Genomic DNA, 12547 nt, shown 5'->3' on the forward strand with positions numbered 1-12547 from the left:
ACCTGCCCTTATTCGAGCACCGGCGCCAGTCGACCGGCCGTACTCGGTGCCCTCTATCCCGCCTGAAGGGCCGAGAGGGGCAATAGGGGTAGCCGACTGTCATCCCGGCCCCGTTTATCAAACCGGGCAACCTGCCCGCCGTCACCGGCGCCAGCCGACCAGCGGTGCTCGGTGCCCTCTACCCCGCCTGAACGGGCAACCAGCGCACACGAACAGAGAGGGCGGCACATGCCGCCCTCTCTGTCATTATCCGGCTCTGCCGGCAGACGTTATCGACCTTGTTCTCTTCCCTTCTTTTTCCCGCTGCAATTTCATTGCATAAATCTGAATGTCATATGCAGCCCGTATTGGTTGATTGCGGCGGCTCGCTTGCGTCAATGACATCGTCGTCATGCAGCCTAGGTGAATGATAATTCTCGCCTCTGTTTCAAGGGTCGAAAACGGACATTGGCTAGCATATTTTTGATGTTGCTGACAGCCCCGTTCATGGGCATAAAATGCATAGCCATTCATATTGAAGTGCATGAACAGCAAAATATTGCCGATGATTAACCCTTTATTCACAGAATTGATCAACGACGGCCCGGTACAAACCCACGCACTGCGGCCATTTCCCTTATAAGGCGCGTTATGACACCCGGCCAGCCGTTATATATCGTGAATTGAACCGCATTTTAGCTATATTTCAGAGCATTGAGCCACCTCATAGAAATGCGATCCCAGTTTGCATCCCCTGGTCGGCCCCCCATAGAATCCCCCTGTCTGAATCATCAACCCGATCCATTTCTCCATCAGCCGCTCGCCCACGCAGGCGACGTCGAAGCAAGACTCGAAACAGCGATGACTGTTTTCCGTATCACCCGTCGTCATTCGTCGGGAACGGGCAACTGTTGCCGAAATAAAGCGAGGCGTGCGGCAAACGAGGAAGGCGTTGACCCTACATCAATAAAGAGAAAGGAGTATCGCCATGAGTGGTACCATCATCAAGTCAGCCAGAAATACCCCTAATGCCCCCCAGGATCTGGGCCCCTATACCCAGAGCGTGGCGTTCTCTCATTACAACAATATTTCCGCTCAACTCCCTGTCGATCCCAAGACCGGCAAGCTGGTGAGTGGCGATATCCAGGCGCAGGCCAGACAGTGCCTGAATAACCTCAAGGCGATCATAGAGAGCATCGGCCACGTGATGGACGATATGGTCAAAGCCACCATATTCCTGAAAGACATGGGGGATCTGGAGGCGGTCAACAGCGTTTATCGCGAATTTTTCCCGGGCTATGTGCCGACCCGCACCGTGCTCGCCGTGGCCGCCCTGCCGATGCATGCGCTGGTGCAGATGGACGCCCTTATCTCCAACGGCGAAGGCACCTTCCCCCAGGCACCCTGCGCCTTAGTGAAACTCGCCCGCAATAGCGACAAAGCCCCGCAGTGTGCACTCTCGACCCATACCGTTGCCTTCTCTCACTACAACAACATTGGTGCCCAGCTGCCGGTCGACGGGGCATCGGGCAAACTGGTTGCCGGTGGTATCCAGGAGCAGGCGGCCCAGTGCCTGCGCAATATCAAAAACGTGCTGGAGAGCATAGATGTGCCCTTTGACGACATCGTCAAGGTGAACATCTACCTGACCAGCCTCGCGGATCTGGAGGCCGTTGACGAGGTCTACAGCACCTTCTTCCCGGACTCCGCCATCGCCCGCGCCGTGGCTTATCTGCCGGCCCGCAGCCTGATCGTGGCCTCTGCCCTGCCGCTGGGTGCCCGGGTGCAGATGGATGCGGTCATCTCCCACGGTGACGGCACCCCGCCCCAGCTGGTGGAAGACAGGCACAACCTGGTGATCCGCGCCCGCAACACCGACCAGGCACCACGCAGCCCGCTCCATTGCCAGAGCGTCGCCTTCTCCCACTACAACCATATTGCCGGCCAGCTGCCGATCGACATGGCCACCGGCAAGGTGCTGACCGGCTGTATCCGTGAGCAGACTGCCCAGTGCCTGAGCAATATCAAGGCGATTGTGGAGAGCATCGGCCATGTGATGGACGATATCGTCAAGGTCAATATCCAGCTGAAGAACATCGAGGATCTGGACGCAGTAAACGCCATCTACACCAAATACTTCCCGAGCTATCTGCCCGCCCGTACCGTCATTGGCGTGAGCGAGCTGCCCGCCGGCGCCCTAGTGCAGATGGATGCCGTACTCTCCAATGCGGAAAGTACCCCGCCACAGGCTTAAATTTAATAAACTCTACGAGAGATTAGAAGATACCGGTGAAATCGTTATCTTCTAATCATCAAGCCAATTTAACTGATCTACTAACATCACAATCTGATTATCTATCAACTCCTTATCGAGTCCAAATACAATCGCTGCATGTAGTCATAGTGCTCTGAATTTAGCTCGCTATATTTAACATCTATTTTAGGCGCCCCAACATAATTAAAATCAGCGAGTTCTATGCATTTCAAAATCAAGTCATCTATCTCACTTCTTTTTTCCTTTACTGCTAATAACTGAGATTTATTTAAGCAGTATGCGGCAAAATCTGCAATTTGTAGGAATGGATTTCCACTTGATCTTTCGAAAGATATAGATGCACGCTTAGTAATACCTCGCAATAATGGTAACACCATTTCACTACCTGCTTTTCGGCGCCCCTCATCGAAAATTATAGAAACAGGAGTTTTATAATTATTATCTATCAAATAATGCTTTGCTTTTATCAATGCCATAAACATAGCCATATCACTATGTTCATATAATTTCAGTGCTCCATGCTTTGTCCCCTTACCAAGGGCAATGTTATTCCTAACGTAATAAGAAGGAGCCCAGGACTGAACTAAACACGTGAATTTGTAATGTGAAAAAATATCACAAAATGTACTAAATATACATAATCGCATGTCAGAGTCTATTTTAGCCCACTCTCCTTGGCCATTCATTATTTCAGTAAGATGACATTCTGTCGTGTTGAGCTCATCTTTAAATAGGCCTAACACACCATTCATCTGCGTTCGTACCTCATCAATAATATTAGGCTCAAATAAAACACCAACATATGTTTTACGATCAGAGTCTAAATATTTAGAATTAAGAGACTTGCCTGGAGAGCCGGTATCATCAAATGCAATTAGTGTATTCACATTATGCCCTTCTTGTTATTAGTTTTTATCTTATAAAAAGCCCCCCATCTTGCGATGGAGGGCGTTTTATCCTTCCGGCTATTGAGCCTAGACGGCCCAATCTTCAGGAATTACAGGGGCTATTACAGAGACTCTGCGGTCGCAACCACGTTTTCCACGGTAAAGCCGAATTCCTTGAACAGCAGCTCGGCCGGTGCGGACTCACCGAAGGTGGTCATACCGATGATCTTGCCGCCGAAGCCCACGTACTTGTACCAGTAGTCGGCGATACCCGCTTCGATGGCCACGCGCTTGGTGACGCTGGACGGCAGGACGGACTCCTTGTACTCGGCAGACTGGGCGTCGAACACGTCGGTGGCTGGCAGGGAGACCACGCGCACGGCGCGGCCCTTGGCGGTCAGCTGCTCATAGGCGGCCACGGCCAGCTCCACTTCGGAACCAGTGGCGATCAGGATCAGCTCCGGGGTACCGGCACAATCCTTCAGCACATAACCACCCTTGGCGGTATCGGCCAATTGCTGGGCGCTGCGGTCCATCTGGGGCAGGTTCTGACGAGAGAAGATCAGCGCAGTCGGGCCATCCATACGCTCGATGGCGTGCTTCCAGGCGATGGCGGATTCCACCTGGTCACAGGGGCGCCAGGTGCTCATGTTCGGGGTCAGACGCAGGGAGGCTATCTGCTCTACCGGCTGGTGAGTCGGGCCATCTTCACCCAGACCGATGGAGTCGTGGGTGTAAACGAAGATGGCGCGCTGCTTCATCAGGGCGGCCATGCGCAGGGCGTTACGGGCGTACTCCATGAACATCAGGAAGGTGGCGCCGTAGGGGATGAAACCACCGTGCAGGGCGATGCCGTTCATGATGGCGGACATGGCGAACTCGCGCACGCCGTAGTGGATGTAGTTGCCCGCCGCACTCTCGGGAGTCAGAGACTTGGAGCCGGACCACATGGTCAGGTTGGACGGCGCCAGATCGGCGGAACCACCCATGAACTCGGGCAGCAGCTTGCCGAAGGCTTCCAGGGAGTTCTGGGACGCTTTACGGGTCGCTATCTTGGCCGGGTTGGCTTGCAGGGTTTCGATGATCTTGGCGGATTCAGCGGCCCAGTTGGCTGGCAGCTCGCCTGCGGTACGGCGCTTGAATTCAGCAGCCAGGGTCGGGTGCGCGGCTTCATAGGCGGCGAACTTGGCAGCCCAGTCGGATTCGAGCTTGGTGCCTTTCTCCTGGGCATTCCACTCGGCGGCGATCTCGGACGGGATGACGAAGGGCGCGTGATCCCACTTCAGGAAGGCACGGGCGGCGGCGATCTCGTCGTTGCCCAGCGGTGCGCCGTGGCAATCGTGGGAGCCGGACTTGTTCGGTGAACCGTAACCGATGATGGTACGGCAGCAGATCAGGGTCGGCTTGCCGGTCTCGGCCTTGGCGGCTTCGATGGCGGCGTTGATGGCTTCCGGGCTGTGACCGTCAACGGCCGGGATGACGTGCCAGCCGTAGGCTTCGAAACGCTTGGGGGTGTCGTCGGTGAACCAGCCTTCCACGTGACCGTCGATGGAGATGCCGTTGTCATCCCAGAACGCGATCAGTTTGCCAAGCTGCAGGGTACCGGCCAGGGAGCAAGCCTCGTGGGAGATACCTTCCATCAGGCAGCCGTCGCCCATGAAGGCGTAGGTGTAATGGTCGACGATGTCGTGACCCGGCTGGTTGAACTGCTCGGCCATGGATTTTTCAGCGATCGCCATGCCCACGGCATTGGTGATGCCCTGACCCAGCGGGCCAGTGGTGGTTTCGATGCCAGGGGCATAACCGTACTCAGGGTGACCCGGGGTGCGAGAGTGCAGTTGGCGGAAGTTTTTCAGATCCTCGATGGTGAGGTCGTAACCGGAGAGATGCAGCAGGGAGTAAATCAGCATGGAGCCGTGGCCGTTGGACAGCACGAAACGGTCGCGGTCGGCCCACTTGGGGTTGTTCGGGTTGTGCTTGAGGTGGCCACGCCACAGCACTTCGGCGATATCTGCCATTCCCATGGGGGCGCCCGGGTGACCGGAGTTGGCTTTTTGTACGGCATCCATACTCAATGCGCGAATGGCATTGGCAAGCTCTTTACGAGAAGGCATCTGTATCTCCTGCGATTGCTTCATTTGATGGCCAAGATTAAGGCGCGTTATTGTCCCAGCAGGGCGGGCGAGGTGCAAATATTATCTGGGCGAATAAAGTGGCTTTGGGAGCGCAGTCGCTTTTCTTGCCCCGGCAAACGATTCGCTTTGCGGCCATTTGCAACCCTTTATGGGTAAGGCTGGCCACAGCTGGCACCAAACCAAAATAGTGCTGGCAATCACCCTCCCCCCTCTTTAAAATAGACGTCCAGATGGAGATACCTCTACAAAGACGTCCCTAGAGTGACGTCCCGATGCAGATATCTCAAATACCAAGACTCTCCTTTTTACCCGGTTATGGCCAAGGCGATAACCCCTAGCGTTGAGAATGCTTCCATGGCAAAGCTGTTTACTTCCGAGTCGGTCTCCGAAGGCCATCCCGATAAAATCGCCGACCAGATCTCCGATGCGGTGCTGGATGCCATCCTGGAACAGGATCCCATGGCCCGTGTCGCCTGTGAGACCCTGGTCAAGACAGGCATGGTACTGGTTGGCGGCGAAGTAACCACTTCTGCCTGGGTCGACATCGAGCAGATCGTGCGCGATACCGTGCGCGAGATTGGCTACACCCACTCCGACATGGGCTTCGATGCCGACTCCTGCGCCGTGCTTAACGCCATCGGCAAGCAGTCCCCGGACATCAACCAGGGTGTCGATCGTGCCGATCCCTATGAGCAGGGCGCCGGTGACCAGGGCCTGATGTTTGGCTACGCCACCAACGAGACCGAGGTGCTGATGCCAGCACCCATCACTTACTCTCACCTGTTGGTGAAGCGTCAGGCCGAAGTGCGCAAGAATGGCACCCTGCCGTGGCTGCGTCCGGATGCCAAGAGCCAGCTCACCTTCGCCTATGACAGCGAAGGCAAGATCCTTGGCGTCGATGCCGTGGTGCTCTCCACCCAGCATTGCGACTCCATCAGCCACGCCGATCTGGTCGAAGCGGTGCGCGAAGAGATCATCAAGCCGGTACTGCCCGCCGAGTGGATCAGCAAGAACACCAAGTTCTTCATCAACCCGACCGGCCGTTTCGTCATCGGCGGCCCCATGGGTGACTGCGGTCTGACCGGTCGCAAGATCATCGTCGATACCTACGGCGGCATGGCCCGTCACGGTGGTGGCGCCTTCTCCGGCAAGGATCCATCCAAGGTGGATCGCTCCGCCGCCTACGCCGCTCGCTATGTCGCCAAGAACATAGTGGCCGCCGGTCTGGCCGACCGCTGTGAGCTGCAAGTCTCCTACGCCATCGGCGTGGCCGAGCCGACCTCCATCAGCGTCGAAACCTTCGGCACCGCCAAGGTCTCCGAGGAGCTGCTGGTCACGCTGGTGCGCGAGCACTTCGAACTGCGCCCCTACGGCCTCATCGAGATGCTGGATCTCAAGCGCCCCATCTTCAAGGCCACCGCCGCCTACGGCCATTTCGGTCGCGAAGAGTTCCCCTGGGAGCGTACCGACAAGGCCGAGCTGCTGCGCGCCGCCGCTGGCCTCTAAGCCAGCCGGTAGTCAGAAAGGGGAGCTCAGGCTCCCCTTTTTCATGTCCGGGATCCGGATGAACAGACCCCTTGCCTGCTTTTCGTCAGCATGAGCAAGAGGTAGACTGCCCCCTTTCGCTCACCTGCATGAATAGCCTTCAATTGCCCATGTCAGCACTTACTCTCACCCCGCTACAGATGCAGCAGACCCTGACCGAACGGGTCCATCTCTGTTTCAGTCAAGCCGAGCAGAAACTGGGGCGCCCGTTCCCGCGTCCGCAGATCCACTGCAACATGCGTGGCCGGGCGGCGGGGTCGGCACGGCTGCAAACCTGGGAGCTGCGCTTCAACCCGGCACTGTTTGCGGCCAATTATCAGGCCTTCCTCGATGAGGTGGTGCCCCATGAGGTGGCGCACCTGCTGGTGCATGCCTTGTGGGGTGCAGGACGAGGCAAGGGGCGAGTGCTGCCCCACGGCCGCCAGTGGCAGTCGGTGATGCGAGAAGTGTTCAATCTGGAACCCAGAACCACCCACAGCTTCGATCTCGCCGTGCTGGCTCAGCCTAGCGTGACCTACGCCTGTGCCTGCCAGCAGCATCAGCTCTCCATCCGCCGCCATAACAAGGTGGCGCGCGGGGAGGCCAATTACCATTGCCGGCGCTGTAAGCAGGTGCTCACTCGCCCCTGAGTCGCATTCTTGTCGCCCCCATGCCAGGGGCGCTGCCAACATCACTCCCGACCCCCTTAAGGAAGCCCATGTCTCGTTTCGCCTCGTTCATCCTGCTTGCCCTCTTCATGGCCCTGCCGTTGCAAGCCCAGACCTTTCGCACCGCCAAACAAAGTCTTAATCGCCTCTATCAGTCCCACCCCACCAGCTTCTACTGCGGCTGCGACATCGACTATCAGGGCAAGCAGATGAGCCCGGATCTGGCCAGCTGTGGCTATGAGCCGCGCAAGCAGGCCAAACGCGCCGCCCGCATCGAGTGGGAACATGTGGTGCCCGCCTGGGAGTTCGGCCACCAGCTGCAGTGCTGGCAGGAGGGTGGCCGCAAAAACTGCGGCAAGAGCGACCAGTTCAACCAGATGGAGGGGGACATGCACAACCTCTTCCCCGCCATCGGCGAGGTGAACGGCGATCGCGCCAACTACCGCTTCTCCGACTGGAACGGCAAGCCGAACCAGTATGGCCAGTGCCAGATGCTGGTTGATTTCAAGGCGCGTCAGGTACAGCCGCCCAAGGGGCCGGTACGGGGCCAGATAGCCCGCGCCTATCTTTATATGAGCAAACAACACGGGCTGCGTCTGGCCGCACAACAACGTAAACTGTTCGAAGCCTGGGACAGGCAGTACCCGGCAGATAGCTGGGAGTGCGAACGCAATCGCCGCATCGGCAAACTGCAGGGCAACACCAATCCCTTCATTGAAAAGCAGTGCCAATGACACCATGTAAGGAAGCAGGCGTCCCCTTGCTCCCAGACAGGGCGGGATGAGAGCCATCCCGCTCATTGAATCAGCCAAGAGACAGACACTCAGCCATGCGCATTCCACGTATCTATGAACCGGCCGCCCTGCAGGTTGGCCAGACCCTCGCCCTGTCGGAAGACGGTGCCAATCACATAGGCCGGGTGCTGCGCATGCAGGCCGGTCAGGCCATCGAGCTGTTCAACGGTGATGGCCAGCAGTACCACGCCCTCATCACCAGCGTCGGGAAAAAATCCCTCGAGGTGAGCATAGAGAGCGCCGAGGCCCGCTCGGTCGAGTCGCCTCTGGCCATCCACCTGGGCCAGGTGATCAGCCGTGGCGACAAGATGGACTTCACCATCCAGAAATCGGTGGAGCTGGGCGTCACCTGCATCACCCCGCTCTTCTCCGAGCGCTGCGGCGTCAAACTGCCCGCCGATCGGCTGGAGAAGAAACGCGAACAGTGGCAGAAGGTGGTGATCAGTGCCTGCGAGCAGTGCGGCCGCAATGTGGTGCCAGAGGTGCGTATGCCGATGGAGCTGGATGCCTGGCTGGCAGAAGAGACCCAGGAGCTCAAGCTCAACCTGCACCCGCGCGCCGAGTACAGCATCAGCACCCTGCCTATCCCTGCGCACGGCGTACGCCTGCTGATAGGCCCGGAGGGCGGCTTGTCCAGCGACGAGATCGCCCGTACTGTGCAGGAAGATTTCAAAGAGATGCTGCTGGGGCCGCGGGTGCTGCGCACCGAAACCGCGGCCCTGACCGTCATCACGGCGCTGCAGTGCCGGTTTGGCGATCTCGCCTGAAACCAGTCCAATGTCTTACTGCGAGGTCGTGATCAAGGCTCATGCGCTGCTCGGAATCCTCACGTATGTCTATACGCTCCGGTTCCTGCGCTGCTCTTTACCTTGCTGACGACCTCTCGTGACAGACCTTGAACAAGTTTTAAGAATCTCACTCGCAATCGAGCTACCAGAAGGATATTCGGATGACCATTAAACTCGGCATCGTGATGGACCCCATCTCGACCATCAACATCAAGAAAGACTCCAGCTTTGCCATGTTGCTGGAAGCCCAGCGTCGTGGCTATGAGCTCTTCTATCTGGAGATGGCGGATCTCTACATGGAGGCCGGTCGCGCCTTCGGCACCATGCGCCCACTGCGCGTGGATCAGAACCCGGCCAAGTGGTATGAACTGGGCGAGGTGGTCGATCAGCCGCTCAGCGAGCTCAATGTGATATTGATGCGCAAGGATCCGCCGTTCGACACCGAATTCATCTACGCCACCTACATGCTGGAGCGGGCCGAGGACGAGGGTAGCCTGATCGTCAACAAGCCCCAGAGCCTGCGCGACGCCAACGAGAAGCTCTACACCGCCTGGTTCGCCGAGCACACCCCGACCACCCTCGTCACTCGCCGCGCCGACAAGCTGCGCGCCTTCCACGCCGAGCACAAGGACGTGATCCTGAAGCCGCTGGACGGCATGGGGGGCGCCTCCATCTTCCGCATGAAGGAGGACGATGCCAACGTCGGCGTCATCATCGAGACCCTCACCGAACATGGCAGCCAGTACTGCATGGCGCAGACCTTCCTGCCCGCCATCAAGGACGGCGACAAGCGGGTGCTGGTGGTGGACGGTGAGCCGGTGCCTTACTGCCTGGCCCGTATCCCGGCCCAAGGGGAGACCCGTGGCAACCTGGCGGCCGGTGGCCGCGGTGAGGCGCGCCCCTTGAGCGAGGCCGACTGGGCCATCGCCCGCGCGGTCGGCCCGACCCTCAAGGCCAAGGGCTTGATCTTCGTCGGCCTCGACATCATCGGCGATCGGCTGACCGAGATTAACGTCACCAGCCCGACCTGCATCCGCGAGATTGAGGCCGCCTTCGACGTCTCCGTCACCGGCATGCTGATGGATGCCATCGAGCGTCGCCTGGGCCACTGATCAGCCCAGGTTGGCAACACAACGAGGGAGTGGGGCAACCCGCTCCCTCATTTTTTTCGCCTGCCATTTTATCGCCGCAGCGCCGAAGATCCCGCGCTGCGGTAACCGCCAAGCACGCAGTGGTCACCGCCAGGAAAGTGGCGTGACTCAGCGCTTTCGCAGCCTCTTCTACCAAGAACTGGCCCCCGTTTCAGGGCTCCCATCATGCTCATCCGCTGGCAACTCTCCAGCCCGCCCACTAAAAAAGCGGTTTTGCCCGCCCGCCCTAGCTGCCATAATTGGCCCAAATACCTCGGCCTTGCACTCTTTGACCCATGCAAACACTGCAAAATCATTTTCTGCTCGCCATGCCGAGCCTCAAGGATCCCTACTTCGAGCGTGCCCTCGTCTACCTGTGCGAGCACAGCCCAGAGGGGGCCATGGGGCTGGTGGTCAACATCCCCGTCGACATGGCGCTCGATACCATGCTGGCGCAGCTCAAGCTGACGCCGCCCCCCAAACCCGAACTCAAGCAGCCGGTGTTGCAGGGCGGGCCGGTCGCCGCCGAACGCGGCTTCGTGCTGCACAGCTTTCGCCCCGGCTTCAACTCCAGCCTGCAGGTCAGTGACGAGCTGATGGTCACCACCTCCAAGGACATCTTGGAGACCCTGGGCACGGAGCTGGCGCCGGATCACTATCTGGTGGCGCTGGGCTACGCCGGCTGGAGTGCGGGTCAGCTCGAGCAGGAGCTGGTCGACAGCGCCTGGTTGGTGATACCACCGGACAAGGCCCTGCTGTTTGATACCCCAACCCATTTGCGCTGGCAGCAAGCCGCCGCCAGCATAGGGGTCAACCCCCTGCACCTCTCCAGCGACATAGGGCACAGCTAAGCCTGGCCCTTCCCTCACCTCACAGGAACAGACATGTCATCAGCGCGTAGCATCATGGGTTTCGATTACGGCACCAAGAGCATAGGGGTCGCCATCGGCCAGGAGCTCACCGGCACGGCGCAGCCATTGCGCTCCCTCAAGGCCAATGACGGTGTGCCCAATTGGGACGAGATTGAAAAGTTGCTCAAGGAGTGGCAGCCGGATCTGCTTATTGTCGGCCTGCCGCTGAATATGGATGGCACCGATCAGGAGATCACGGTACGGGCCCGCAAGTTCGGCAATCGGCTCCATGGCCGCTTCGGCAAGCAGGTCGAGTTCAAGGACGAGCGGCTCACCACCACGGATGCCCGTGCCCGACTGTTCGAGCGCGGCGGCTACAAGGCCCTCGACAAGGGCAGCGTGGATGGCGTCTCGGCCCAGCTCATCGTCGAAGCCTGGATGGAAGAGCAGTACGGTTGAGCCCGGGGGGCCAGCCATTGGCCCCCTGCATCAGGCATCTCCCGCCGGCGCCAACGCCGCCTCTCCCCCGCCCCATGGGAACAGGGCAAGTCCCTCCGCCGCCAGGCCATAGAGCAGTTTCGTCTCATTGCGCAGCCACATCACCTTGGCATCCTGGTTATGGCGCTTGTGCCACAGCAGGATGAAGGCGATCTCCAGTTGCTGATAGAGCGCCTCGGCCAGCGGCAACGGCATGGCGATCAGATTGCCGTGGTGCCTGGCGGCATAGCCGGCGCAATAAGACGGCGCCACCGCGATCAGCTCATGACTCGACTGGGAGGCGATGTGCAGGGCCTGCTCAAAGCTCGCCACCATGATGGGCACCTCCCGCTTCAGCCCCTCGTCCTCCAGCAGATCATCCAGCGCCCAGCTGTCGCTGGCCTCCCACACCACGCTTACCTGGGGACAGGCCAGGAAGTTCTCCAGGGACCAGGTCTGCTGGAGCAGGGGGTGATTTTTACGCAGGAACACCACGGGCCTGTCACTGAACAGCACCTCGTGATCGATGTAATAGGGCAGCCGGTTGACCCTGGCCTGGGAGCGACCGTGGGTCTCCCGGGCGCAGAAGCCGAGATCCGCATCCCCGTTGACTATGTCGTTGAGGGAGTGATGATCCCACCCCAGCATCCTGACCACAGAGTGGGGATACTTCTGGTAGATGGTCATGGGCAGCTCGCTCAGGAAGCTGGTGCTGAAGGGGGACTCCATCACCAGGCTGAAGCGGGCCCCCTCGGGGATCGCCTCGCTATTGAGAGAGGTGATGCTGTCTGTCAGCAGGAACCAGGCCTTGAGCTCCTCCTCCAGAGTCAGGGAGAGCTGGGTCGGCTGCAGCCCCTGACGCACCCGCACGAGGAGGGGATCGTCAAACCAGTCCCGCAGCTTGGCGAGCGCCTTGCTCACCGCCGAGGGGGTGACGCAGAGCTTCTTGGCCGCCCCTGTCACGCTGCGCTCCTGCATCAGGTGCTTGAAGACCACCAGCAGGTTCAAATCCAGTTCACCCAGGTTGCGCATCTTTCCT

At 58.9% G+C, this 12547-nt stretch carries 12 protein-coding genes; 8 read left to right on the forward strand and 4 right to left on the reverse strand.

Features of this window, described 5'->3' with window-relative positions:
* Positions 1-246: 246 nt before the first annotated feature.
* Complete coding sequence (locus KYK33_RS15110; protein WP_224431065.1) at positions 247-564, reverse strand: hypothetical protein; 318 nt, start codon at positions 562-564, stop codon at positions 247-249.
* 403 nt (positions 565-967) lie between these two features.
* On the opposite strand from KYK33_RS15110, the gene KYK33_RS15115 reads away from it, so the two are divergent.
* Positions 968-2233, forward strand: a complete 1266-nt coding sequence (locus KYK33_RS15115; RefSeq protein WP_224431066.1) for a RidA family protein — start codon at positions 968-970, stop codon at positions 2231-2233.
* A gap of 104 nt (positions 2234-2337) precedes the next feature.
* Here KYK33_RS15115 and KYK33_RS15120 read toward each other — a convergent pair whose 3' ends face one another.
* Positions 2338-3141, reverse strand: a complete 804-nt coding sequence (locus tag KYK33_RS15120) for a DUF3800 domain-containing protein (RefSeq protein WP_224431067.1) — start codon at positions 3139-3141, stop codon at positions 2338-2340.
* A gap of 122 nt (positions 3142-3263) precedes the next feature.
* Positions 3264-5255, reverse strand: coding sequence for a transketolase (tkt, locus tag KYK33_RS15125; protein WP_224431068.1), 1992 nt, complete (start codon positions 5253-5255; stop codon positions 3264-3266).
* Between the two features lie 375 nt (positions 5256-5630).
* Here tkt and metK point away from each other — a divergent pair, with 375 nt between their 5' ends.
* The 7 genes from metK to ruvX all read left to right on the forward strand — a co-directional run bounded on the left by metK (position 5631) and on the right by ruvX (position 11490).
* A complete protein-coding gene (gene metK, locus KYK33_RS15130; protein ID WP_042040813.1) occupies positions 5631-6782 on the forward strand; it encodes a methionine adenosyltransferase in 1152 nt (383 codons plus the stop codon).
* Positions 6783-6931: 149 nt separating this feature from the next.
* A complete protein-coding gene (locus KYK33_RS15135; RefSeq protein ID WP_396021354.1) occupies positions 6932-7450 on the forward strand; it encodes a SprT family zinc-dependent metalloprotease in 519 nt (172 codons plus the stop codon).
* A gap of 68 nt (positions 7451-7518) precedes the next feature.
* A complete protein-coding gene (locus tag KYK33_RS15140) occupies positions 7519-8202 on the forward strand; it encodes an endonuclease (protein WP_310504048.1) in 684 nt (227 codons plus the stop codon).
* 95 nt (positions 8203-8297) lie between these two features.
* Positions 8298-9029 (forward strand): 16S rRNA (uracil(1498)-N(3))-methyltransferase, encoded by a 732-nt coding sequence (gene rsmE, locus KYK33_RS15145; RefSeq protein WP_224431069.1) that lies wholly within the window; start codon positions 8298-8300, stop codon positions 9027-9029.
* Positions 9030-9211: 182 nt separating this feature from the next.
* A complete protein-coding gene (gshB, locus tag KYK33_RS15150) occupies positions 9212-10162 on the forward strand; it encodes a glutathione synthase (RefSeq protein WP_224431070.1) in 951 nt (316 codons plus the stop codon).
* Between the two features lie 314 nt (positions 10163-10476).
* On the forward strand, positions 10477-11031 hold the full coding sequence (locus KYK33_RS15155) for a YqgE/AlgH family protein (RefSeq protein ID WP_042040818.1): 555 nt from the start codon (positions 10477-10479) through the stop codon (positions 11029-11031).
* 33 nt (positions 11032-11064) lie between these two features.
* Positions 11065-11490 carry a Holliday junction resolvase RuvX gene (ruvX, locus tag KYK33_RS15160; protein ID WP_005907859.1) on the forward strand — a complete coding sequence of 142 codons (426 nt, stop codon included), beginning with the start codon at positions 11065-11067 and terminating at the stop codon, positions 11488-11490.
* Positions 11491-11520: 30 nt separating this feature from the next.
* Here ruvX and yidZ read toward each other — a convergent pair whose 3' ends face one another.
* Positions 11521-12540, reverse strand: a complete 1020-nt coding sequence (yidZ, locus tag KYK33_RS15165; protein WP_224431071.1) for an HTH-type transcriptional regulator YidZ — start codon at positions 12538-12540, stop codon at positions 11521-11523.
* Positions 12541-12547: the final 7 nt, after the last annotated feature.

The sequence above is a fragment of the Aeromonas rivuli genome, assembly GCF_020149575.1.
Classification (GTDB): Bacteria; Pseudomonadota; Gammaproteobacteria; order Enterobacterales; family Aeromonadaceae; genus Aeromonas; species Aeromonas rivuli.